General features: G+C 45.0%; 23 protein-coding genes. 22 read left to right on the top strand and 1 reads right to left on the bottom strand.

From position 1 onward, the window contains the following. Nucleotides 1-14: 14 nt before the first annotated feature. The 20 genes from atpD (at nt 15) to ABD010_RS11570 (ending at nt 21,124) form a co-directional block, all read left to right on the top strand. Entirely contained in the window at nt 15-1,418 is a 1,404-nt protein-coding gene (gene atpD / locus ABD010_RS11665; RefSeq protein WP_343813194.1) for a F0F1 ATP synthase subunit beta, read from the top strand. 182 nt (nt 1,419-1,600) lie between these two features. Next, nucleotides 1,601-1,996, top strand: a complete 396-nt coding sequence (locus tag ABD010_RS11660; protein WP_343813192.1) for a F0F1 ATP synthase subunit epsilon — start codon at nt 1,601-1,603, stop codon at nt 1,994-1,996. 779 nt (nt 1,997-2,775) lie between these two features. After that, nucleotides 2,776-3,006: a DUF1146 family protein gene (locus tag ABD010_RS11655; RefSeq protein WP_343813190.1), complete on the top strand. Its 231-nt coding sequence runs from the start codon at nt 2,776-2,778 to the stop codon at nt 3,004-3,006. A gap of 110 nt (nt 3,007-3,116) precedes the next feature. Continuing rightward, nucleotides 3,117-3,839, top strand: coding sequence for a YwmB family TATA-box binding protein (locus tag ABD010_RS11650; protein WP_343813188.1), 723 nt, complete (start codon nt 3,117-3,119; stop codon nt 3,837-3,839). A 34-nt stretch (nt 3,840-3,873) separates the two neighbouring features. Continuing rightward, nucleotides 3,874-5,190: a UDP-N-acetylglucosamine 1-carboxyvinyltransferase gene (gene murA, locus ABD010_RS11645; RefSeq protein WP_343813186.1), complete on the top strand. Its 1,317-nt coding sequence runs from the start codon at nt 3,874-3,876 to the stop codon at nt 5,188-5,190. A 309-nt stretch (nt 5,191-5,499) separates the two neighbouring features. Beyond that, a complete protein-coding gene (locus tag ABD010_RS11640) occupies nt 5,500-6,324 on the top strand; it encodes a M55 family metallopeptidase (protein WP_343813184.1) in 825 nt (274 codons plus the stop codon). An 11-nt stretch (nt 6,325-6,335) separates the two neighbouring features. Then, nucleotides 6,336-7,268: an ABC transporter permease gene (locus tag ABD010_RS11635; RefSeq protein WP_343813182.1), complete on the top strand. Its 933-nt coding sequence runs from the start codon at nt 6,336-6,338 to the stop codon at nt 7,266-7,268. A 3-nt stretch (nt 7,269-7,271) separates the two neighbouring features. After that, nucleotides 7,272-8,228 carry an ABC transporter permease gene (locus ABD010_RS11630; protein ID WP_343813180.1) on the top strand — a complete coding sequence of 319 codons (957 nt, stop codon included), beginning with the start codon at nt 7,272-7,274 and terminating at the stop codon, nt 8,226-8,228. Nucleotides 8,229-8,236: 8 nt separating this feature from the next. After that, nucleotides 8,237-9,241, top strand: a complete 1,005-nt coding sequence (locus ABD010_RS11625; RefSeq protein WP_343813178.1) for an ABC transporter ATP-binding protein — start codon at nt 8,237-8,239, stop codon at nt 9,239-9,241. A 22-nt stretch (nt 9,242-9,263) separates the two neighbouring features. Next, entirely contained in the window at nt 9,264-10,898 is a 1,635-nt protein-coding gene (locus tag ABD010_RS11620) for a peptide ABC transporter substrate-binding protein (protein WP_343813176.1), read from the top strand. Between the two features lie 324 nt (nt 10,899-11,222). Beyond that, entirely contained in the window at nt 11,223-12,143 is a 921-nt protein-coding gene (locus tag ABD010_RS11615; RefSeq protein ID WP_343813174.1) for a S66 peptidase family protein, read from the top strand. 21 nt (nt 12,144-12,164) lie between these two features. Next, complete coding sequence (locus tag ABD010_RS11610) at nt 12,165-13,280, top strand: mandelate racemase/muconate lactonizing enzyme family protein (RefSeq protein ID WP_343813172.1); 1,116 nt, start codon at nt 12,165-12,167, stop codon at nt 13,278-13,280. 51 nt (nt 13,281-13,331) lie between these two features. Further along, on the top strand, nt 13,332-14,285 hold the full coding sequence (locus tag ABD010_RS11605; RefSeq protein ID WP_343813170.1) for a C40 family peptidase: 954 nt from the start codon (nt 13,332-13,334) through the stop codon (nt 14,283-14,285). A gap of 2 nt (nt 14,286-14,287) precedes the next feature. Then, on the top strand, nt 14,288-15,289 hold the full coding sequence (locus ABD010_RS11600) for an ABC transporter ATP-binding protein (RefSeq protein WP_343813168.1): 1,002 nt from the start codon (nt 14,288-14,290) through the stop codon (nt 15,287-15,289). A gap of 169 nt (nt 15,290-15,458) precedes the next feature. Then, on the top strand, nt 15,459-16,568 hold the full coding sequence (gene spoIID / locus ABD010_RS11595) for a stage II sporulation protein D (RefSeq protein WP_343813166.1): 1,110 nt from the start codon (nt 15,459-15,461) through the stop codon (nt 16,566-16,568). A 711-nt stretch (nt 16,569-17,279) separates the two neighbouring features. After that, nucleotides 17,280-18,278, top strand: a complete 999-nt coding sequence (spoIIQ, locus tag ABD010_RS11590) for a stage II sporulation protein SpoIIQ (protein WP_343813164.1) — start codon at nt 17,280-17,282, stop codon at nt 18,276-18,278. Nucleotides 18,279-18,633: 355 nt separating this feature from the next. Then, nucleotides 18,634-19,668, top strand: coding sequence for an AimR family lysis-lysogeny pheromone receptor (locus tag ABD010_RS11585; RefSeq protein WP_343813162.1), 1,035 nt, complete (start codon nt 18,634-18,636; stop codon nt 19,666-19,668). Between the two features lie 95 nt (nt 19,669-19,763). Then, the gene (locus ABD010_RS11580; protein WP_343813160.1) at nt 19,764-19,886 is read left to right on the top strand and encodes a hypothetical protein; all 123 of its coding nucleotides are present in this window, start codon (nt 19,764-19,766) and stop codon (nt 19,884-19,886) included. A gap of 481 nt (nt 19,887-20,367) precedes the next feature. Beyond that, on the top strand, nt 20,368-20,658 hold the full coding sequence (gene spoIIID, locus ABD010_RS11575; protein ID WP_343813158.1) for a sporulation transcriptional regulator SpoIIID: 291 nt from the start codon (nt 20,368-20,370) through the stop codon (nt 20,656-20,658). Between the two features lie 325 nt (nt 20,659-20,983). Continuing rightward, on the top strand, nt 20,984-21,124 hold the full coding sequence (locus ABD010_RS11570; protein ID WP_343813156.1) for a hypothetical protein: 141 nt from the start codon (nt 20,984-20,986) through the stop codon (nt 21,122-21,124). 60 nt (nt 21,125-21,184) lie between these two features. Here the strand turns inward: ABD010_RS11570 and ABD010_RS11565 are convergent, their stop codons facing one another. Then, nucleotides 21,185-22,228: a nuclease-related domain-containing protein gene (locus ABD010_RS11565; RefSeq protein ID WP_343813154.1), complete on the bottom strand. Its 1,044-nt coding sequence runs from the start codon at nt 22,226-22,228 to the stop codon at nt 21,185-21,187. 87 nt (nt 22,229-22,315) lie between these two features. On the opposite strand from ABD010_RS11565, the gene ABD010_RS11560 reads away from it, so the two are divergent. Both ABD010_RS11560 and mreB read left to right on the top strand, forming a co-directional pair. Then, on the top strand, nt 22,316-22,843 hold the full coding sequence (locus ABD010_RS11560) for a hypothetical protein (RefSeq protein WP_343813152.1): 528 nt from the start codon (nt 22,316-22,318) through the stop codon (nt 22,841-22,843). A gap of 69 nt (nt 22,844-22,912) precedes the next feature. Next, the gene (mreB, locus tag ABD010_RS11555; protein ID WP_343813150.1) at nt 22,913-23,914 is read left to right on the top strand and encodes a rod shape-determining protein; all 1,002 of its coding nucleotides are present in this window, start codon (nt 22,913-22,915) and stop codon (nt 23,912-23,914) included. The last annotated feature ends 100 nt before the right edge of the window (nt 23,915-24,014 follow it).

The following is a 24,014-nucleotide window of genomic DNA, read 5'->3' as shown; positions in this document are numbered from 1 at the left end:
TAGGAGGGAAATCGATGAGCAAAGGACACGTTACACAAGTTATGGGACCGGTTGTTGACGTACGTTTTGATGATGACAATCTCCCTGAAATTTATAACGCGCTAACGATCAAAGCCAATGTGGACGGCCAGGATATCGACCTTACATTAGAGGTAGCACTTCATCTTGGTGACAACTCGGTCCGTACCATTGCGATGACATCGACTGATGGTCTGCAGCGGGGTATGGAAGTAGTAGACACAGGTGCGGCAATTTCCGTACCGGTTGGGGATGAAACACTTGGCCGTGTATTTAACGTACTAGGCGATAAAATAGACCTGGAAGAACCATTATCGGCGGATACGCGCAAAGATCCAATTCACCGCCAGCCGCCGGAATTTGAAGACTTGACAACGGAAACAGAAATCCTGGAAACAGGCATCAAAGTTGTTGACCTGTTAGCACCATATACAAAAGGTGGTAAAATCGGTTTGTTTGGTGGTGCCGGCGTTGGTAAAACCGTTCTGATCCAGGAACTGATTAACAACGTTGCACAGGAGCATGGCGGTATTTCCGTTTTCGCGGGTGTTGGAGAACGTACTCGTGAAGGTAATGACCTTTATTATGAAATGAGTGACTCCGGCGTTATCAAAAAAACGGCCATGGTGTTCGGACAGATGAACGAACCACCTGGTGCACGTATGCGTGTTGCACTGACCGGCTTAACAATGGCTGAATATTTCCGTGATGAGGAAGGACAGGACGTTCTGTTATTTATCGATAATATTTTCCGATTCACACAGGCAGGTATGGAAGTTTCCGCGCTGCTCGGCCGTTTGCCATCAGCTGTTGGGTATCAGCCGACACTTGCTACCGAGATGGGACAATTGCAGGAACGAATCACAACAACAGACAAAGGTTCAGTAACATCAATCCAGGCTATTTACGTGCCTGCCGATGACTATACAGACCCTGCACCGGCAACAACGTTTGCACACTTGGATGCAACAACGAACCTTGACCGTAAGCTTTCCGAGCAAGGTATTTATCCGGCCGTAGATCCACTTGCATCAACATCACGTGCATTGGACCCTGAAGTAGTCGGCCAGGAGCATTATGATGTGGCACGTGAAGTACAGCAAACACTGCAGCGCTACAAAGAACTGCAGGATATTATTGCAATGCTTGGTATGGATGAGCTTTCTGATGAAGACAAACTCGTCGTTGCACGTGCACGCCGCATCCAGTTCTACCTGTCACAGAACTTCCACGTTGCTGAACAGTTTACCGGCCAAAAAGGTTCTTATGTACCAGTAAGCGAAACCGTAAAAGGCTTCCGTGAAATTCTCGACGGGAAGCATGATGACCTGCCGGAAGACGCGTTCCGTTTGGTTGGACGCATAGAAGATGTAATTGAAAAAGCGAAAGACCTGGAATAAAGAAGAACACAGGCGACTGACCGGCGATGTATGGGCTGTTCTCTATTTCATTGCCGGTAGCCAAACCAGAATAATAACGAAGACGTAAAGGTATGACAAAAACTGGATATACTTCCATCTCGGATGTTTGTACCGTACCGTGGATTATATCCAGCATTCTACCTGTCTGAGGAGGGGTTACATTGAAAACACTAACTGTGAGTGTTGTTACTCCTGATGGGCCAGTATTGGAAGATGATTTTGAAATGGTAAGCTGCCGGGCAGAAGGCGGGGAACTCGGTATACTGCCCGGGCACATCCCGACTGTTGCTCCATTAACAATCAGTGTAGTACGATTGAAGCGCAGCAATGGATCCGAAAAGCTTGCCGTCAGCGGAGGATTCTTGGAGGTCAGACCAGAGAAAGCCACTATCCTTGCTCAATCTGCCGAAAGACCATCAGATATTGATGTTTCCCGCGCAGAAGAAGCAAAGACACGAGCTGAAAAACGCCTCCAGGCCAAAGAAGAAAACATCGACTTCCAACGGGCAGAATTAGCACTCAAACGAGCAATGAACCGTTTAGATATCGCTCAGTAACGAAAAAATCTCTTGTAACGATTGTTATGAGGGATTTTTTCATTTTTTGATCTGCATTGGCGAGTTCCGGCGGGGCATGGATTGCTCGGGGTGGTATATCGATCGCTAGACGCGGAATATCAATAGCGGGAAGCGGGACATCAACCACTAGAGGTGGAATATCGACCGCAAGAAGCGGAACATCAACCACTAGAGGTGGAATATCGACCGCAAGAAGGAGAACATCAACCGCCAGGGCCAAACATCGACCGCAATAGTCAGAACATCAACCGCACGGAGCCAAACATCAACTGCAATAGTCAGAACATCGACCGCACGGAGCGAAACATCAACTGCAATAGTCAGAACATCAACCGCCAGGGCTAAACATCAACAGTTAGAGCGAAACATCAACCGCAGAAGGCAGAATATCAACCGCAAGAGCCAAACATCAACCGCAGAAGGCAGAATATCAACCGCACGGAGCGAAACATCAACCGCAGAAGGCAGAATATCAACCGCAAGAAGCGAAACATCAACCGCAGAAGACAGAACACCGACCGCAAGAAGCAAAACATCAACCGTTCTCCATCCTAATATCTGCTGTACTATAGTTCAGCAACCGCCACAAATTGAATTGCAATAAATCCGCTGAGGTTCGGAAATTATTGTCGTTATTTCCCGGGAAATGATAGAAATAGTCGGGGCACAACGTAAACGGTCCTGATTGACAAGCGTCGCCATACATGGCAAAGTAACAGGTAGCAATTTTAAATTAGAATCCGGAAAGAGTGAAGGAAATGTTTTCGATTGGACAAATGGCACTTTTTAGTATGATATCACATTTGGTTTTTATCTTTATTACGTGGAGGGTCATGCAGACGATAAATTTTGATCCCCTAATTAGAAAAGGACGGGCGATGGAAGCAAAAATCTTACTGCTTTTTATAGCGATCGCAGTTGGTACGTCGATCAGCAACTTTTTCCTGAGCTTCCTGCAATGGTCCAGTGATCTGGTTTTTCTATTCTGATGTCAGCTGATCATCCATCACAAATAATGTCGATAGATTGACAGTTTAATATAGTATGTTTACCAGTCCCCCCGTTCATACTGATTGTATGATTTCGAGGGGGATTTTTAATGATGAAAAAAATTGTACTGATAACCTTAATTTTATTACTAGCCGCAAACAATGCTGTTGCTGTGTCTGTACAGTCTGATCCAATGACAGATTTGGCAGAGGTGATAGCTGATAGTAACCTGGAAGTGGATCAGTGGCAGGTTACATTGAAAGAAACAATTGAGTATGCACATGCTGAAAAAATATTGGACAGATTCCGGGCGAAAAATAGTTATTTAGTCTCTGGAGAAGAGGATGCGAACACTATAAAATATTCAGTTAGACACGTGCAAAAAACGAATGGTATTTCCGAATATTATAATGTTATTTTTCCTAAGGATACGACATACAATGTACAGTTCATTGCAGTTGTTAAGGGTGATGTCTGGAACAAGTCTGTACGGGAAAAATACGTTAATCGCATCAATTCGATTAAAAACGATTATTTCACCGGTAATCCGACAAAATTTGCTTGTATTGAAACATCATTTAATGATAAAATGAATGGTGTTTATGTTTTTAATAATCTGAAGCGGACGTTGAATTTGAAACATGTGAAGAAACAGGATGATACCGTAAAAAATTCCACGGTTAAAAAAATATTTTACGGGTATACACCACTATGGAATCAAAAGATTGACGTTGGAGATCGGCCGTTGAATTTCCAAATGGCGGTGAATAAAGGTGAAAACGGGAATACAGAACTTACAATTGGCACACCTATCCTGATTAATGAATATTAATATAGTGAAAATGTAACATAAGGAGAATTAAAATATGGAGAAAATCATCGTAAGAGGCGGGAATCAACTTAATGGTAATGTAAAGGTGGAAGGTGCAAAAAATGCAGTTTTACCTGTTATCACTGCCAGCATCCTAGCAAGCAAAGGAAACAGTGCTATTCATGACGTTCCGGTCCTGGCTGATGTGTATACCATCAATGAAGTTTTGCGTAATATGAATGCGAATGTACATTTTGAAAATAATACGGTGCATGTTGATGCATCCAATCCATTGACAACGGAGGCACCGTTTGAATATGTAAGGAAAATGCGTGCTTCTGTGCTTGTTCTGGGACCGTTATTGGCCCGCTATGGACATGCGAAAGTGGCGATGCCTGGCGGATGTGCAATCGGGTCACGTCCAATTGATTTGCATTTAAAAGGCTTTGAAGCAATGGGCGCACACGTGCATGTTGGCAATGGCTTTGTTGAGGTGGAATCAAATGGACGCTTGAAGGGTGCAAAAGTCTATCTGGATATGCCGAGTGTCGGGGCTACGGAAAATATTATGATGGCCGCTGCACTTGCTGAAGGAAAAACCATTATTGAAAACTGTGCAAAAGAACCTGAAATAGTCGACCTGGCAAACTTTATTAATAAAATGGGCGGAAAGGTTGTTGGTGCAGGCACGGAGACAATCCGAATTGAAGGCGTTGAGGAACTTCATGGCACGGAACATGCAATTATTCCGGACCGTGTGGAAGCAGGAACCTTTATGGTCGCTGCTGCTATAACAGGTGGAAATATTTTAATTGAAAATGCCGTAAGTGAGCATCTGCGCTCCGTCATTTCAAAACTCCAGGAAATGGACGTAACCATACTGGAAGAAAATAATGGTATTCGGGTTCTTGGACCGGACATTTTGAAACCAACTGATATCAAAACACTGCCACATCCCGGATTTCCGACCGATATGCAGTCACAGATGATGGCACTGATGCTTTGTGCATACGGCACGAGCGTTATTACCGAGACAGTATTCGAAAACCGGTTTATGCATGTCGAGGAATTTCGGCGTATGAACGCCAAGATGAAAATTGAGGGCCGCAGTGTCATTATTGAAGGTCCTTGCGAATTACAAGGTGCAGAAGTGGCTGCAACGGATTTGCGCGCAGCAGCAGCACTTATTTTAGCCGGCCTCCGTGCAGACGGATTTACCCGGGTTACGGAATTAAAACACCTGGACCGCGGCTATGTTGAATTTGCAGGCAAGCTAGCTGCCCTGGGTGCAGACATTGAGCGAGTAAATGAAGAAGGCGATCCAGTAAAGCTGAATGTTCAATCGGACGGATTACACGCTGAATTGAACTGAACAATTGAAGTTATATCTTATATAAAAAGGCAGGTGTGAATCAGGCATCTGCTTTTTTAAGCAGTTATGAAAGTATAAAATCCTTTCTTACTGCATAAGTGCAACTATGGCTGTCACCTAAAGGCTTGGTGACAACCAAGTTTTCTAATGTCAAAAATGAAATGATTTAAAAAACTCTGGCATTCACTAAAAAAGAAAGTGAATGCCAGAGTTTTTTATGTACGGAAACAGTTCAAATTTATCATTGAATTTCATAGATAATATGGTAGAATTGAAAGAAAATTACAAAATGAATGAGGGGGGAGTTGTATGAAGTTATATATTTCTGTCGATATGGAAGGAATAACCGGTCTGCCTGATTATACATATGTGGATTCAAGCGAACATAACTATGAACGGGCACGCAGAATCATGACGGATGAAACCAACTATGTGGCTGATGCAGCATTTAAATCGGGGTGTACCGATGTTTTAATCAATGACAGCCATTCAAAAATGAATAATATCCTGATTGATCAGCTGCATCCGGATGCAGCTTTAATAACCGGAGAAGTGAAACCGCTTTCGATGATGCAGGGAATTGATCATACCTATGCCGGGGCAATGTTTGTCGGGTATCATGCACAAGCAGGTCATTTTGGGGTAATGTCACATGCGATGATCCACGCGGTGCGAAATTTTTATATCAATGACAAGCCGATTGGTGAGCTTGGCTTTAATGCTTATGTCGCCGGTCATTTTGGTGTGCCGGTATTGATGGTTGCGGGTGATGATCAGGCAGCTAAAGAAGCGGAGGCATTCATTCCAAACGTTACAACAGCTGCTGTCAAAGAAACAATATCCAGATCAGCTGTTAAGAGTATGACACCGAAAAAATCCGGTGAACTGCTGACGGCGAAAGTCAGCCGGGCACTGGAAAACCGTGATCAGGTAAAACCACTGATTCCGCCAAAAAATCCAATACTCAAAATCGAGTTTAATAATCATGGACAGGCTGAGTGGGCAAATCTGATGCCTGGAACCATACTTATCGACGGAACGACAATCGTCCAATTTGAGGCGAAAGATATTCTCGAAGCGTACCAGGCAATGCTTGTGATGACCGAGCTCGCTATGCGCACAACTTTTTCATAGGAGTGGGACAGATGCTGCGATACATACTAAAAAGGTTTGCCATTATGGCGGTCACATTATGGATTATTGTTTCGCTCACATTTATTCTGATGGTCACCATACCCGGTTCACCATTAAATGAAGAACGGAGCACAACCGAGGCCGTCCAGCAAAACCTGAAAGAGCATTACAATCTTGATGAGCCGTTGTCCATTCAATATTTTCTCTATTTAAAATCAGTTGTGACACTGGATTTCGGACCATCCATCAAACAGCCGGACGCTACCGTGAACGAGTTGCTGAGCCGGGGATTTCCGGTCTCATTTGAACTGGGAATGATTACAATCCTGGTTGCTGTCATTTCCGGGATTATTCTCGGGATCATGGCTGCGCTCAGGCATAACGGGTTCATTGACTACTTTGCCATGAGTGTTGCTGTGCTGGGGATTTCCATTCCGAACTTTGTGCTGGCAACATTACTGATTCAGAAAATGGCGGTTGACTGGGAGATTCTCCCGGCAGCTACCTGGTCAAGCCCGGTGCATATGATTTTGCCGGTCATCGCCCTTGCCACAGGTCCAATGGCGATTATTGCACGGCTGACGAGGTCCACAATGCTGGAAGTCCTCACACAGGATTACATAAAGATGGCAAAAGCGAAAGGAATCTTTCCCTGGAAAATTGTCATTAAGCACGCATTGCGGAATGCACTCATGCCGGTTGTTACCATCATGGGAACATTGCTGGCCGGTATTTTGACCGGATCATTTGTGATAGAAAAAATCTTTGCCATTCCCGGCATGGGAAAATATTTTATCGAAAGCATTAATCAGCGGGATTACCCGGTTATCATGGGGACAACCGTTTTCTACAGCGCATTTTTGATTTTTTCCCTGTTTTTGGTTGATATCGTGTATGGAATACTCGATCCGCGGATTAAACTGCACAAAAAGGGAGGCAAATAATCTATGAAACTATCAGATGAAACAGCAAGCTCGTATTCTCCCGATAATGTGCCGGATGATTTATTCAAGTGGAAGGAAAAAGAACGGGGCGCAGCTGAAACTGTTGCACGGCCATCGCTTTCTTACTGGCAGGATGCGTGGAAGCGGCTCCGGAAAAATAAAATTGCCATGGCGGGACTGGTATTTCTGATTCTGCTTGCGATTATGGCAGTCATCGGTCCAATGGTCTCACCATTTTCGGTGAAAGAACAAAATTTACCGAATCAGTTTCAGCCGCCAAATGGTACACACTGGTTTGGAACCGATTCATTGGGACGCGATGTGTTTACAAGGACATGGTATGGTGCACGGATTTCCCTGTTTGTCGGTCTGATGGCGGCATTGATTGATTTTTTTGTCGGTGTTGTTTATGGCGGGGTTTCCGGTTATAAAGGCGGCCGCACGGATGATGTGATGATGCGGATTATCGAAATTCTTTACGGACTTCCATATCTGCTGGTCGTTATTATGCTGCTGGTTGTGATGGGACCGAGTCTTACCACGATTATAATTGCACTGACAGTAACCGGCTGGGTCGGGATGGCCCGGATTGTACGAGGGCAGGTGCTGCAAATTAAAAACTTTGAATTTGTGCTTGCATCGAAATCGTTTGGCACGAAAACATGGCGGATTATCCGGAAAAACCTGCTACCGAACACAATGGGTCCGATCATCGTGCAAATGACGCTGACAGTGCCATCAGCCATCTTTGCGGAAGCATTCCTCAGCTTTCTGGGTCTGGGAATTCAATCACCATATGCCAGCTGGGGCGTAATGGCCAACGATGCACTCGGCGCCATTTTATCCGGAAACTGGTGGACATTATTTTTCCCGGCGTTCTTCATTTCATTTACGATGTTTGCATTTAACGTATTAGGTGACGGGCTTCAGGATGCACTCGATCCGAAGCTGAGGAAGTAGGTGACAACATGGAAAAAATTTTGGAAGTAAACGATCTACACGTGACATTCACTACATACGGCGGGACCGTTAAAGCTGTCAGGGGGGTGAATTTTCATTTAAACAAAGGGGAAACACTGGCGATTGTCGGTGAGTCCGGCTGCGGCAAAAGCGTTACATCGAACGCGATTATGCGGCTGATTCCCGACCCGCCCGGTAAAATTTCCAATGGGACGATTCATTTTAACGGCGAGGATTTGACAAAGATTCCGGAAAAAGAAATGCGGGCCAAGCGCGGTGTTGATATTTCGATGATTTTTCAGGATCCGATGACCGCATTGAATCCGACGATCACAATCGAATCGCAGCTTGTTGAAGGGCTGCGGCAGCACCATCATGTATCACGCAAAGACGCACGGAAAAAGGCACTTGAGATGATGGATCTGGTAGGGATCCCCAATCCACGGGAGCGGCTCAAGCAATACCCGCACCAGTTCAGTGGCGGAATGCGTCAGCGGATTGTTATCGCGATTGCTTTGATATGCGAGCCGGAACTCCTGATTGCTGATGAACCAACAACTGCGCTTGATGTGACGATTCAGGCACAGATTCTTGAACTGTTTGATAAAATTCAGCGGCAAACCGGCGTCTCTATCATTCTAATCACACATGACCTTGGTGTTGTTGCGAAAATAGCCGACCGGATTGCTGTTATGTATGCGGGAAAAGTGATTGAAACCGGTACACGGCGGGAGATTTTTTACAACCCGGAACATCCGTATACAAAAGGGCTTTTGAAATCTGTCCCAAGACTCGATTTGCAGGAGGATAAACTGACCCCGATCGATGGGACACCACCGGATTTATTCTCACCTCCACAGGGATGTCCGTTTACAGCGCGATGTCCATTTGCAATGGAGGTGTGTGATAAAGTTTACCCCGCGATGACGGAGCTGAGTGATTCACACAAAGTGAACTGCTGGCTTCAGGATGAACGGGCTAAACAGCTTTTGGCTGAAACAGCCGTAAAATAATCTTGGAAAGGGGCAAATTGGTATGAAGAAAGGATTTTTATTATTTATTCTTGTACTGACAATTGCTGCGTTGTCTGCATGTACGACCGGCAGCGGCGGCAATGGGGATGATGGCGGCGAAAGCAGTAAGGACTCATCTGACAGCAGTGGTGAAAAAGTTTTATACATGAACAACGGGGAGGAACCGACATCCCTGAACCCGCCAGTCGGATTTGACTCTGTCTCCTGGAATGTTCTGAACAACCTGATGGAAGGATTAACCCGGCTGGGAAAAGACGACAAGCCGCATCCGGCCATGGCTGAAGACTGGGAGGTTTCGGACAATGGGAAAGTATACACGTTCCACCTTCGTGAAGATGCCAACTGGTCAAATGGTGATCCTGTAAGGGCACAGGACTTTGTCTATGCATGGAAACAGCTGCTGAATCCGAAAACTGGTTCACCTGCCGCGTTTCTCGGATATTTTATCAAAGGCGGCGAGGCGTATAACACTGGCGAGGGCTCAGCCGAAGATGTCATGGTAAAAGCCGTTGATGATAAAACATTGAAAGTCACACTGACGGCACCGACGAACTTCTTCCTGCATGTTGTCACAAATCCGGCATTTTTCCCAGTAAATGCCAAAGTGGCTAAAGAGAATCCGGATTGGTATACCGAAGCTGATTCGTTCGTGGCAAACGGACCGTTCAAATTGAAAAAGTGGGCGCATGAAAAAGAAATGGTAATGGTTAAGAACGATCAGTACTGGGATAAGGAAACAGTAAAGCTTGATAAAGTACACTGGGCAATGGTCAACAATCCGAATACCGAATATCAAATGTTCAAAAGTGATGAACTGGACATGACCAATATTCCATCTGATATGGCAGAACAGCTGATTGACGGTGATAATGTCGTAATCGAAAAACAGGCGGGATTATATTTTTACCGCTTTAACGTAAACAAAGAACCATTCCAGAATAAAAAAATCAGAAAGGCATTCGCACTGGCAATCAATCAGGAAAATATCGTAAACTATGTAACCAAAAATAAAGAGGAAGCCGCAAAAGCTTTCGTATCACCAGGATTTGAAGGGCCAAGTGGAAAAGACTTCCGGGAAGTGAACGGCGATCTTGTTAAATTTAACCCTGAAAAGGCGAAAAAACTGCTGGAACAGGGGATGAAGGAAGAAGGTTATGACAAACTTCCGAAAGTGACGCTTTCATACAATACGAGTGAAGGGCACAAGGCGATTGCCGTGGCGATGCAGGACATGTTCAGTGAAAACCTTGGTGTCAACGTCACATTGGAAAATACCGAATGGAACGTGTTCCTGGAAGCACAGAAAAACCTCAAGCATCAGCTGTCCCGAAGCTCATTCCTGTTTGACTATGCTGACCCGATTAACTTTCTGGAAAGCTTTACGACAGGACAGAGCATGAATCGTACAGGGTGGTCCAATAAGGAATATGACAAACTGATAGCACAGGCGAAAAAAGAAACAAACGAGGAAAAACGCTGGGAACTGATGTATGAAGCAGAAAAACTGCTTGCCGAAGAAATGCCGATCTTCCCGATTCATTACTATAATCAGGTGTTTATTTATAAAGACGACGTAACAGGCATCGTCCGCCACCCGGTCGGCTATCTTGAACTGAAGTGGGCAGATAAGAAGTAGTTTTCCTATTCGCAGGTCCATATTTTCCGTGCAACGGTTGAAGTTCATCCCCGTGCGGTTGATGTTCATGCCGTAGCGGTTGAAATTTCGCATTTGCGGTTGATGTTCATGCTTTAGCGGTTGATGTTCCACCACGAGCGGTCGATACTCAGCCATTCCTGGTTGATATCCGGACCTGAAGCCGTTCGATGTAAGCAGCAAATGGATAAGGACGACTATCAGTAAAAAAAGGAAAGAAGGAGCAATCTGAACGCTCCTTCTTCATCCATACATAACAGCTCATATGAGCATTTTCAACAGAAATAAGCAGAAAGAGGGGAAATTATGATCAGGCCACCACGGCTTAACAAGGGAGATACGATCGGGATAGTTGCACCGGCAAGCCCTATCGATACGGAGCGGCTGCAGCGGGCACTCTCTTTTTTTGAAAAAATGGGAATGCGTGTCAGGCTGGGCAGGCATCTTGAAAAAACACACGGCTATTTGGCCGGGACCGATGCGGAGCGGCTGGCGGATTTTCATGCAATGATTGCTGATACGCAGGTCAAAGCGATTATTTTTGCCCGCGGCGGGTATGGGACAGGGCGACTCGCCGGTGCACTTGATTATGATTTGATCCGGAACAACCCGAAAATTATTTGGGGATACAGTGATATTACGTATTTACATACGGCGATCAGGCAGGCGGCAAATCTTGTGACGTTTCACGGACCGATGGCTGTCTCGGACATTGCGGACGATGACTTTGATGCATACTCGGCCGGTTTGTTTCATCAGCTCCAAGAACCCTCATCCCTCTTCTATACGGAGTCTGTAGCCCCACTGCATGTTATATCTGATGGCGAAGTAACGGGCGAAATTGTCGGGGGTAACTTGTCGCTCCTGGTCAGTACACTTGGCACGCAGTACGAGATAGATACAGCAGGGAAAATTTTGCTGCTGGAAGATATCGGTGAAGCGCCATACCGGATTGATGGCATGCTGAATCAGCTCATGCTGGCCGGCAAACTTGAGCAGGCGACCGGAATCATTGTCGGTGATTTTGCCAAATGTGATCCGCCGGAAGAAAAGCCGTCACTGACATTGCAGCAGGTCTTCCATGAATATTTTGCTGATCATGAAGGTCCGGTTGTGTCCGGGTTCAAGATTGGCCATTGTATGCCGAATTTTTCACTGCCATTCGGAGTGCCTGCCACGTTATCCGCGACAAAAAAATCCCTGGTCATTGAACCGGGTGTCGAGTAACACGGAAAGGAGGAAACACGTATGCATATCCGGCAAGTTGAAACATTTCATGCGTCTATTCCGCTGAACAGTCCTTTTAAAACAGCATTAAGGACGGTGACGGTGGCTGAAACGGTTGTCGTAAAAATAACCTGTGACAACGGAATCATCGGCTGGGGAGAAGCGCCGCCGACACATGTGATCACCGGGGACAGCATGGCAAGTATCACGTATGCCATCAACAATATTTTTAAACCGCTGTTAGTCGGCGAGGCGATTCTTCATTATGAGCTGTTGTTTGAAAAAATCGATGCGAGCGTAATCGGCAATACGAGCGCCAAAGCAGCAATAGACATGGCGGTATATGATTGTATCGCCCAGCATGCATCGATGCCATTGGTGCAATTTCTCGGCGGGTATACCGATCAGGTCGAAACGGATTACACGGTCAGTGTAAACAGCGCCGAGGAAATGGCGGATGACGCGCAGCAGTATTTGGGTGATGGCTTTTCTGTTTTGAAAGTAAAAGTCGGTAAAGATACGATTGATCATGACATGAAACGGATCCAGGCGATTCGGAAGCGTATCGGATCAAGAGCGAAAATCAGGCTTGATGCCAATCAGGGGTGGCAGGCAAAAGAAGCTGTTCGCGCGATCCGCAAAATGGAGGAGCTTGACCTTAATATAGAACTGATTGAGCAGCCGGTTCACAAAGATGATTTTGAAGGGCTGAAATATGTGACGGACAATACCGCCACACCAATTATGGCCGATGAAAGTGTATTTTCACCGGACGATGCCAAACGGCTGCTGGAAATGCACGCGGCTGACTTAATCAATATAAAGTTGATGAAGGCAGGCGGGATCCATCACGCCATGAAAATGGCCAAACTTGCCGCTGTTTATGGTGTGACGTGCATGGTTGGCAGCATGATTGAAACGAAAATCGGCATCACCGCAGCAGCACATTTTGCAGCGAGTCAGCCGAATATCCGCTACTGTGACTTTGATGCACCATTAATGCTTGCGGGCGATTTGATTGAAGGCGGAATTACATATAACGGGAGTAAAATTTCACTTGGAGCTAAAGCTGGACTGGGGATCGAAACGGTCAACCCTGAATTTTTGGCAGATAAATTACTGCATAAGTACAATTAAGGTCGTCACCTAAAGGCTTGGTAACTTTAAAAAAGCAAAGGGGGATCAACAATGTCTAAACAAACGTTTGAACAACAGGCAGATGAAATGTGGGTGACTGCGGTCCAGGTTGCGACTGTATGGACAATGCCGGAATCAGCGCGTTCCATTGACCATCCGGGCCTCACCAATCCGACCGATATCGATCAATGGATGGATGTGCTGACCTTTGATAAGCGGGTGGCATTGTGTGATGAAAACCGGGTGCAATCACAGCTGTTGTACGGGGAATCCGTTATCATCACCGAAACGAAGGATGACTGGGCACACGTTGTCATTCCATCACAGCCGTCCAAAAAAGATCAGCAAGGCTATCCCGGCTGGGTGCCATTGAATCAGTTGAAAAAAGTGAGTAAAACGGAATGGGAGCAGGATAAAACGGCTGCTGTCCTATCTAAATTTGCCTGGCTTGAATCAGCGAATGGCAAACCAGTCATCAAACTCAGTTTCATGACGATGCTTCCGGTTATCCGTGAACAGGGAGAAAAGCTGGAAGTTGCCACCCCGGACGGCCCGCTTTATCTCCCGCGGCAGCACGCGGAAGTTTTTTCAACAGCAGATGGCATCAAACAGCAGCCCGGCCACAAACTGCTCCAAGCGGGCGAACGCTATATTGGACTTGATTATTTCTGGGGAGGCATGAGCGCATTCGGTTATGATTGCTCAGGCTTCACGTATGCGATGCACAAAGCAAACGGCTACCAGATTCCCCGGGATGCGGATGACCAGCTGGCAGCGGGCATGCATGTTGCAACGGATGACATTGAGCCTGGGGACCTGTTGTTTTTTGCCTATGATGAAGGAAAAGGCAGTCTGCACCATGTCGGGTTTTATTATGGCAATGGAAAAATGCTGCACTCCCCGCAGACCGGAAAAGGAATCGAATTAACCGAACTGCATGGTACGATTTATGAAAAAGAGCTTTGCGGTGCAGCTAGATACTGGCAGCAGACGGAGGGGAAATAATCATGAATGAGAAAATACTGGAAGTCAATACGCTCCGAAAATATTTTGATATGGGAAAAGGGACAAAGCTGCAGGCGGTAAATGATGTGACATTCCACATCAATAAAGGCGAAACATTTGGCCTTGTCGGTGAGTCAGGGTGCGGTAAATCGACAATCGGCCGGACCATCATGGGATTGTATGATAAAACGTCCGGGAATGTGTTGTATGATGGCAACGATGTCCATGCCATGAGCGAGAAAGAACGGTTCGGTTTTTACCGCAATATGCAAATGGTGTTTCAGGATCCTTATGCATCATTGAATCCGCGCTCGACTGTACGGGAAGTTATCGGTGAACCGATGGAAGTTCACGGCATGTTTAAAAATAAACGGGAGCAAATGGACCGGATTTATATGCTGTTGGAGGAAGTCGGCATGAACCGGGATCATGCAAACCGCTACCCGCACGAATTCAGCGGCGGGCAGCGGCAGCGGATCGGCATCGCCCGGGCCCTGGCACTTGATCCCGACTTCATTATCGCTGACGAACCGATTTCCGCGCTGGATGTGTCGGTGCAGGCACAGGTTGTCAATCTATTAAAAGAACTTCAGGAGGATAAAGGGCTGACATTTTTGTTTATCGCCCATGACCTGTCCATGGTGAAACAGATTTCCGACCGGATTGGTGTGATGTACCTCGGCAACATGGTAGAATTGACGAAAAGTGAAGCACTCTACAATAATCCATTGCATCCATATACGCAGGCGCTGCTGTCGGCAATTCCGATTCCTGATCCGGATATGGAAGACAGCAGGGAGCGGATTATTTTGCATGGTGAACTGCCGAGCCCGATTAATCCGCCAAGCGGCTGTGTGTTCCGGACACGATGCCCGATGGCGATGGATATATGTTCGGTGCAAAAACCGGAATGGCAGGAAATCGAACAGGATCATTACGTTGCCTGCCACCTTTACAATAAAGAAGCACCAGAACGCGAATCCGTATTAACGAAGCAGCAATAAGCTCATCGTTTTTCTTTCTCCGGTATGGTACGCGCAATCCGGACAATTGCTGAATGGGTGGTTGCATTTTTCCTATTCTATTGTTCTATTTTTCCCGATTTCGGTATATGTTTGATAGTAGGGATGCTAGAAATTATTCCGGTACGACATACCATAAGGGAGGCTGCCAATGAAGCACAAGAATATTCCAGATCATTGGAGAAAGAAGAAAAAGAAAAAGCATCATAACCTTTTACCTTTTAAGCAAAAAAACAACTATCTGAACGATCGCACTGCACCATGGAAAATACAGGGGATCCTTTTTTTCGCGACCATGGTTACCATTATCCTTATCATTCCGACCCTGATTGTTCTTCCATATGTAGCGGATAATGAACAGCATAATGCGGACGAAGCTGAATCGGATCAGGTGGACATTTCATTGGGTGATTCGCCATTTTCCGTAGCGGTCATGCGGGCAAGTTCCGAGAAAGTGGAAGATGTGCCACTTGAAACGTATGTTGCACGGGTTGTCGCATCGGAAATGCCGGCAGAATTTGAACTGGAAGCACTGAAGGCGCAGTCATTGGCTGCCCGAACATTCATTGTCAATCACATGGTCAGTCAGGATTCGTCCGGAAAATCGGATGTGACGGACACTGTCAGTGATCAGGTATATCACAGTAAACAGGAATTGCGTGACTTGCTCGAGGATGATTTTGAGTGGAAAATGGAGAAGGTAAAGAAAGCTGTCAAAGCAACGAAAGGCGAAATCCTGACTTATAATGATGCACCGATAACCGCATCATTCTTTTCAACAAGTAACGGATATACCGAGAACTCCGAGGATTATTGGGAAAATAAAGTGCCCTATTTGCGCAGTGTGAAAAGTCCCTGGGATAAGGGGTCACCTAAATTTCTTGATCAGGAAATTTTCACAATCGCCAAAGTGGAAGACGTGCTTGGTGTAAAACTTCCAAACTCCGGAGATATCAATATGGAAATTTCCCGGACGGAAGGAAAGCGAGTCGGCCAGCTGACAATTGCTGGTAAAAAGATTTCCGGAAGAAAAGTCCGTCAGAAGTTGGAACTGCAATCGAGTGACTTTACGATTGAACAGAAGAACGACCACCTGATTTTTACGACGCAAGGGTTTGGCCATGGTGTCGGGATGAGCCAGTACGGTGCAAACGGCATGGCAAAACAGGGCAAAACGTATAAACAAATCGTCAAGCACTACTACCAGGGCGTTGAAATCAGTTCGATCAACCAAACCGCACCAACGCTTGTGGCAAAATAATATGGATGTTGCGGTTTTCATGATATATTCCCCCGGGATGTAATGTCGTCCCGGGGGTGTTTTTAGGTTTTTTTCTGGAGATTTTGTTGTTACACAGTATTTATAATATGCGTAAAAATTTCACTTTTTTGTTACTCTCCAGCGCCGCAGCCCGTCTACACTTCGCTTTCCGGGGGCGGCTGGTGAGCCTCTCCGTGCTGACGCACTACGAGTCTCGCCTAGGCCTTAGCTCCCCCAGGAGTCTTCGTGTAGACGGGCTGCTAATAATATGTATTTAATAAAAACAACAAATAATTGTAATATTTAAAAGAACATCACAGAGAAGGAAATACATTTTACCAGCCCGGGTGAGCGGAGGGCAATGACTCCTGCGGGAACAGCACTTTTTCGAAGACCCCGCAGAGTGGTTTTCTCAAGGGGGCTGAGGCCGTGCCCGCGGAAAGCATCTGCCCGAAGCGATCCCGGGCGGTAGGGCGGGATGTAAATTATAGATAACGTTGAACTATTAAAAGTTGACAATATTTCTGAAAAGAGTCTTTCATTTTTGGGAACCCGGCAACTAGCAAACTACGCATCTCTGATGAGAAATTTCCATATAACGGCTTACTTTTCCCATGATTTCGGAAAAAATGCATGTTTTGCAACAATTTTTTTCACAAGATGTATAGATTTTCCTTTTTCTGCTCAGAATGGTTGTTGAGGTGATGAGATATGAAAGAGGAAAACAACGGTACTCCAAAAAATAAGTGGAGTCGCATTTTCAAGAAGAAGTGGTTCTTCCCGGCAGTATATTTAACGGTTGCTGCAGTTTTGCTGGCGTTTGTAGTATGGTATCAGAATCTGGAGAATCAGATGCCTGACATGGCTGAAGACCAGAAATCTACTGACTTCTACAATCCAGCCGAAAATCAAAATGAGGCACAACCCGTTATGGAGCAGCAGGAAGTCATCAAAAAGCCTGTTGTAAATCAGGATCAAGCAGAAATCGTAACTAAATTTTATGATTACAACGCAGATACGAAGGCCCAAAAAAGTGCACTGGTCCTGTACAACAATCGGTATTACCAGAGCAAAGGCATTAACATTAAGGCAGCAGAGGGCAAATCATTTGACGTCCTGGCCTCTTTAAGCGGAACAGTGAAGGAAGTCGAAAAAGATCCGCTGCTTGGACAAGTCGTTACATTGCAGCATGAAAACAAAGTCGTAACTCACTATGCAAGCCTTGGCGATGTCAGCGTAAAAGCAGGTGACAAAGTCAAGCAGGGTGACGTTATTGGAAAGGCCGGCGAAAACAGATTCGGTCAGGAGTTTGGAACCCACGTTCATTTTGAAATCAGAAAAAATGGCGAAGCGGTTAATCCGGAAAAATTCTTTAATCAGCCGGTAAGTAAACTGAATAAGGCTGCAGCGAAAGATTCCTCAAGCGAAAAGGCTGAAGAAAACGATGCTGCAACGGAAGAAAAGAACGCTGGTGAAACAGAAGACGGATCGAAAGACAGCGCTGAAAACAGTGAAAACAGCGATGGCACGAAAGATGACAATGCTGGAAGTGAAGATGCTGACGGTACAAAAGAAGATAGTTCCGACAGTGACAAGAACACCGGTGATTCGTCTGATAAGAATCAGGAAGATGCCAATAACGGTGCAGAAGACAATAATGCCACCGAAAACGACGCATCCGAATCATCTGCTTCATCTGCAAGTGCATAGGTTTTAAACGTGTGACCCTGGTATAGGATTATTACCAGGGTTATTTTTTTGGCCATAGGTGCAACGAAGGTTGTCACCGAAAGGCTTGGTGACAACAAAGTTTTCTAATCAGATTCCAATCAGCCTGCATGTAACGAAGCATTAGCCGGGAGAAGGGATTCTATGAAGATAAAGACTGGAATCCCTTCGTTTTTTTTAGGTAAAACTCGAAAATTGTCGAACGATTGTTGTGGATTTTGTGAAAATATATGGTATTATAATAGATAATAACTGAATTTGTTAAATATTGCAGAATTTTGTAGGAAAAAAGTCCTAAAATCCTAACATTCGGTTTTCCGGAAGAGGTGGCGCATCCATGTATTCTTTCAACATAAATATGCTGGCTGATTCGATAAATTCTTTGTCAACTAATAAAAAATTAACAATGGATCAGCTTGACCTTATCCTCTCACAGGAATATGACACCGAGACAGCAAGTACATTGATGCGCAAGCTGTGTCTGCAGTCAACTTCGGATGATGTCAGCAAGAAGGGCATGGAATTTTTGTACATGCATGGATTTTTTGAAGATCTGCAACGACTGATTGACAAAAACAAAGAGTCATCGAACGAATCGAATCAGAAATGGGCGGCCGTTTATCAGATTACGATTGACCGTAAATTGAGGCGGTACCCACCTGACGTACTGTTAAACTATGCCGAAAATTTTAAGACAGACGAGCCTGAACTGAAATGCATCATCGAATTCATCAAGATAATTATTTACTATGGGCTGAATCAATTCGGCAAACTGGGAAATTTTCTTGAAAAGCAGCAGGATTTATTCAAGCAGATTGATGACAGATTTCTGTTGTCCTTGTTCAACCAGCGCCTGAATCAAAACCTGTTCGGATATTATTTGGTCCGCAACGAAGTAATCATTGCCCGGAAGCACGCATTCCGTGTGCTGAATCAGACGACAAACCCCAAGACGAAAGTAAATATACACACAACACTGGGATTATCCTACATCTATGATACCTACTTCCAGGGGATATTCCACCTGTCAGAAGCAATAAAGATTACCAAAAAACATCATCTGGACACCTCCAGAAAGATTATTGAACAGCACAATATTCCGTTTTTATCGGCACACTTCAAGAAAGTCGACGGCATAGCATCACCAGATAAAAGCGAACAGGCACATATCGAAATCGCAAAGGGCAATTACGAAAAGGCTCAGGCCATTCTGAGTGAAATCGACATCGACAGTCCATTTAAAAAGTATTATCTCGGACTGGCAAATCAGGATCGAAATATTTTACTGCAATCCTACAACCATTTTATTGAAAAGCGCAGCGATTATTTTTTCAGCAGGCTGCCATTGAATGCACTGAAAGATCTCAGATGAACATGTGAAAAAAGGGCATAGCCATGGCCCTTTATATATAATAGGGTTTAGCTTTTCCAAAATTAAATAAAAACCGGAGAGGAGGAGATCCTGAAATGAAAAAATTAGTAGCTATTCTTGTAATCACTGGTATGGTATTAATGGGTGGAACAGCTGTATCAGCAGCACCAGCTGACGGCGGACCTATGTTAGATCCGGTGTTAGGCGATATGGACTAACATGAAATGCGCATAATTTTTTTCATTACAAGAGAGAAGAAATTACCGTAAAGAAATCTTCCTGGAAAAGTAAACCCTATTCCTCTATTTTATTCGAAGTGTTGCAACCTGTTTTGCAGCATTTTTAATTTGCAAAATTTGCAGCAGAATTTTTTCAGTACAGCTGCCCAAATCCCCCGATCTGAAAATACTGCCTGTCTTCATTTTCCAAAGATGCAATTTTAATCATATTCCCTCCTGCAGTGTAATAAAATGTTACAAACCAAGCATTCAGAAAAGTCTGAGGTGAAAGCATGTGTAGCTTTCCATCCATTTCAACCTTTTTCCATATACATATAAAATATAATAGCCGATTGCAATCCGCATACCAGTTATGGCTGCACAGCATGACGTGAAAGCAGATAAGTGAGCAGCACACTTTTATGTATCACCTTGTCTCAAACCACACCTCGGAAATATCCAACACAGGGAGGCGAATGGTGTGCACGATTACATCAAGGAAAGGACTATCAGGATAGGTGAATATGTCGTGGAGACGAGGAAAACCGTCCGTCTGATAGCGAAAGAATTTGGTGTTTCCAAAAGCACAGTCCACAAAGATTTAACAGAACGTTTGCCGGAAATAAACCCCAAACTATATAACAAAGTAAAAGATATACTTGATTACCACAAATCAATCCGCCATCTCCGCGGTGGTGAGGCAACCCGTAAAAAATACCGCATCACAACAACCACACCCGGCGAAGAAACGAAAGCAAAACCAGTGGGATAATCGGATGTCGAAATATGTATGAACACCTCTAGTCCGATGCCGAAAAAATGCAGTCGGATGAGCACCCCGCGTCGTTATGGCGGCGCTGTCATCAGCAGCATCAATACGTTCATAAAAGAAAGGAGGCCACAGACAGCAGTGATGTAAACTTAAAGGAGGTGGTATCCCGACAGAAGCAGGAGCAAACCGTACATCCGAGAACCAAAAACCCAGCCACCTGTGCTGGGTTTTTGGCGTGGAGCGATGGAGTACGGAATCTTTGAGCGGGCAACAACCGCACGGGGCAGAGACTCAGTAGTAGGAGTGGAACATCCGCTGCTGGGAGGTGAATATCAACGCCTGGGGCGAAACGTCAACCATTTGGAGTGGAACATCAACCGCACGAGGCGAAACATCAACCGCACAGGGTGAAACATCGACCGCAAAAGCGGGACATCAACCGTACAGGGCAAAACATCGACCGTAAAAGCAAAGCATCCTGCACCCGGAAAAGAACTCTTCCTTTATGAAAATGGACACTGCCAATTTAATAGGGAAAGTCACCATGAAGTGATTGTACTCTTGATTCAGGAATTGACAACTTCTGGGGATATTCTGCCAATGAAGGAGCAAAGTATTTCCTAGCGCTATTATTACCTGTATGCTTTAAATTCATGGAGTTCAGAATTCGGTAGGCGACTCTCGGGGATTCAAGCTGCAGGAATTCTCTGCACTCCCTGTTTGTCAAAGTGTCACCAAACAGCAGAAAATAATCAAGTATTCTTCGTACGTGTGCATCGGCATCGGTATGATTACATTTTGGACATCGCCATTCCCCATGATTATTAGAAACCATTTGGCTGAAATCACATTTTGTACAAGGAATTCCCGTCCTGAAATCTGATTTGTTAAGTCCGTGTAATTTTAATATATCTGATCGAAGGGGTGTATCTTTCTTTAAAAGGTTGTTACCAAGTTGATGCATCATGGAGGGTGGCATTGCCTCATTTGGATATAATTCCAACAGCCTGTTCAAATGGATGTGCAGACTTTCGTTATGAATAAAATTCTTATAAACTGCGGGATCCTTAGTGATATTATTAATTATTGTGGTGGGATAGGCTACTACGACAAGTGTTTCTACCGGTATTCCAAATAATCCATACTCCCCCAGTAATTCCTGTAAATGACTTTTTTGAGCCTCGGCTTGCAAAATGGGATCTTTATGAGCAGTCAATTTGCCGTTTACTTCCTGCGTCAATTGTTTTTGCTTGGAGTCATAATGGAGAGTACCTCTATTATTTTTAATTTCTAAAATGATGATGAGTTTCTTTGTAAGAAGAAGTGTGTCAATTTGAAAGTGAAATGAGGAAATTGGAAGACGAATTCCCTTTATAGTGATGCAATTTTTCATCGGATATGTGGAGAGTTTATAGTCTACATTCCTTTCGCCATCATAGCCTGCCTTGCTTCTCCTGTATTTTGAAATGATAAAACTGTCAACTCTGCTCCCTTGCAGCGACCTGAGTAAAGCTTCGTAACTCAGAAGATCGTATGATTTTAATCGAATATTGCTGTTCAGTGAAATCACTCCCTAATTTTAGCTTTTATCTTTATGTATTCATTTCGACAAAACTTCCCATTTTCCTCTTTTTTCTTATAAAAATTTGCAGGTTAGATGTCGCATCAATCACTGGGAGGAGAACATCAACCGCACGCGGGGAAGCATCGACCGCAAAAGCGGAACATCAACCGCACAGGGCGAAACATCGACCGCAAGCGACGGAACATCAACCGCAAGCGGCGAAACATCAACCGCACAAGGCAGAACATCAACCGCAAAAGCGAAACATCAACCGCACAAGGCAGAACATCAACCGCAAAAGCGAAACATCAACCGCAAGCGGCGGAACATCAACCGCACAAGGCAAAACATCAACCGCAAAAGCGAAACATCAACCGCAAGCGGCGGAACATCAACCGCACAAGGCAAAACATCGACCGCAAAAGCGAAACATCAACCGCAAGCGGCGAAACATCAACCGCACAAGGCAGAACATCAACCGCAAAAGCGAAACATCAACCGCAAGCGGCAAAACATCAACCGCAAAAGCAGAACATCAAAGCATTCCTGAATCCTGAGAAATTTTCCCTCTATATTTTTCATTTTGTGAAGTTATATGTTGAATTTTGTGGTAAAATATAATATTAGTAGCAATATGTGCTCGTATAGAGTGACGCGAGAAAGTTATTTGAGCAGGGAGGATCTGAGTTAATGTTTTCGAGGGACATTGGAATTGACCTTGGAACTGCCAATGTGTTGATTCACGTAAAGGGTAAAGGAATTGTTTTGAATGAACCGTCTGTTGTCGCTATGGATAAAACGACCGGCCGGGTGCTTGAGGTCGGGGAGTCGGCGCGCAGAATGGTGGGCCGGACACCAGGGAATATTGAAGCCATTCGCCCATTGAAAAATGGTGTGATTGCTGACTTTGATGTGACAGAAGCGATGCTCAAGCATTTTATAAATAAAATAAATGTCCGCGGATTTTTGTCGAAACCGAGAATGCTGATTTGCTGTCCGACCAATATTACAAAGGTTGAACAGAAAGCAATAAAGGAAGCCGCGGAAAAATCTGGCGGCAAGCGGGTCTATCTTGAAGAAGAGCCGAAAGTGGCTGCGATTGGCGCTGGGATGGAAATTTTCCAGCCGAGCGGAAACATGGTTGTTGATATTGGCGGTGGAACAACAGATGTAGCGGTTCTGTCGATGGGGGACATTGTGACAGCGGAGTCAATCAAGATGGCCGGGGATAAATTTGATGTGGAGATTCTTCAGTACATTAAGAAAAAGTACAAGCTGCTTATCGGCGAACGTACTGCTGAGGATATTAAAGTCAATGTAGGGACGGTCTTCCAGGGATCACGCAAGGAAGAATTGGACATTCGCGGACGTGATATGGTTTCCGGGTTGCCGCGTACGATTACCGTTTACTCAGCTGAAATAGAAGAAGCACTCCGCGAACCGGCTTCACTGATTACGCAGGGAGCCAAAACCGTATTGGAACGCACACCACCGGAATTATCCGCTGATATTATTGACCGCGGGGTTATTTTAACAGGCGGCGGCGCGCTGATTCATGGCATTGACCAGCTGCTGGCTGAGGAATTGAAGGTGCCGGTGTTCATGTCGGATGAGCCGATGCATTGCGTTGCACGCGGCACAGGCATTATGCTTGAGAACATCGATAAAGTTGACCGTAAAAAAATTGTTTAACTGAAATTTACTATAGGTATTCCGGGCAGGTTCATCTTTTAAGGGGGTGTCTCCCTTAAAAGGTGGAGTGGCATTATTTCCCCGGGAAAAGACGGACATG

The sequence above is a fragment of the Virgibacillus siamensis genome (assembly GCF_039522605.1).
Lineage (GTDB): Bacteria > Bacillota > Bacilli > Bacillales > Amphibacillaceae > Lentibacillus > Lentibacillus siamensis.
Note: the sequence above shows the minus strand (reverse complement) of the source record. Positions and strands in the feature narration are given on the sequence as shown.

Excerpts from the sequence above, each read along its gene's own strand:
- ABD010_RS11630 (WP_343813180.1), top strand. The coding sequence starts at position 7,272 with ATGAAACTATCAGATGAAACAGCAAGCTCGTATTCTCCCGATAATGTG.
- ABD010_RS11615 (WP_343813174.1), top strand. The coding sequence starts at position 11,223 with ATGATCAGGCCACCACGGCTTAACAAGGGAGATACGATCGGGATAGTT.
- ABD010_RS11580 (WP_343813160.1), top strand. The coding sequence starts at position 19,764 with ATGAAAAAATTAGTAGCTATTCTTGTAATCACTGGTATGGTATTAATG.
- atpD (WP_343813194.1), top strand. The coding sequence starts at position 15 with ATGAGCAAAGGACACGTTACACAAGTTATGGGACCGGTTGTTGACGTA.
- ABD010_RS11625 (WP_343813178.1), top strand. The coding sequence starts at position 8,237 with ATGGAAAAAATTTTGGAAGTAAACGATCTACACGTGACATTCACTACA.
- ABD010_RS11655 (WP_343813190.1), top strand. The coding sequence starts at position 2,776 with ATGTTTTCGATTGGACAAATGGCACTTTTTAGTATGATATCACATTTG.
- murA (WP_343813186.1), top strand. The coding sequence starts at position 3,874 with ATGGAGAAAATCATCGTAAGAGGCGGGAATCAACTTAATGGTAATGTA.
- ABD010_RS11560 (WP_343813152.1), top strand. The coding sequence starts at position 22,316 with ATGTCGCATCAATCACTGGGAGGAGAACATCAACCGCACGCGGGGAAG.
- spoIID (WP_343813166.1), top strand. The coding sequence starts at position 15,459 with ATGAAGCACAAGAATATTCCAGATCATTGGAGAAAGAAGAAAAAGAAA.
- ABD010_RS11585 (WP_343813162.1), top strand. The coding sequence starts at position 18,634 with ATGTATTCTTTCAACATAAATATGCTGGCTGATTCGATAAATTCTTTG.
- ABD010_RS11600 (WP_343813168.1), top strand. The coding sequence starts at position 14,288 with ATGAATGAGAAAATACTGGAAGTCAATACGCTCCGAAAATATTTTGAT.
- ABD010_RS11620 (WP_343813176.1), top strand. The coding sequence starts at position 9,264 with ATGAAGAAAGGATTTTTATTATTTATTCTTGTACTGACAATTGCTGCG.
- ABD010_RS11635 (WP_343813182.1), top strand. The coding sequence starts at position 6,336 with ATGCTGCGATACATACTAAAAAGGTTTGCCATTATGGCGGTCACATTA.
- ABD010_RS11605 (WP_343813170.1), top strand. The coding sequence starts at position 13,332 with ATGTCTAAACAAACGTTTGAACAACAGGCAGATGAAATGTGGGTGACT.
- ABD010_RS11640 (WP_343813184.1), top strand. The coding sequence starts at position 5,500 with ATGAAGTTATATATTTCTGTCGATATGGAAGGAATAACCGGTCTGCCT.
- ABD010_RS11650 (WP_343813188.1), top strand. The coding sequence starts at position 3,117 with ATGATGAAAAAAATTGTACTGATAACCTTAATTTTATTACTAGCCGCA.
- spoIIQ (WP_343813164.1), top strand. The coding sequence starts at position 17,280 with ATGAAAGAGGAAAACAACGGTACTCCAAAAAATAAGTGGAGTCGCATT.
- mreB (WP_343813150.1), top strand. The coding sequence starts at position 22,913 with ATGTTTTCGAGGGACATTGGAATTGACCTTGGAACTGCCAATGTGTTG.
- ABD010_RS11610 (WP_343813172.1), top strand. The coding sequence starts at position 12,165 with ATGCATATCCGGCAAGTTGAAACATTTCATGCGTCTATTCCGCTGAAC.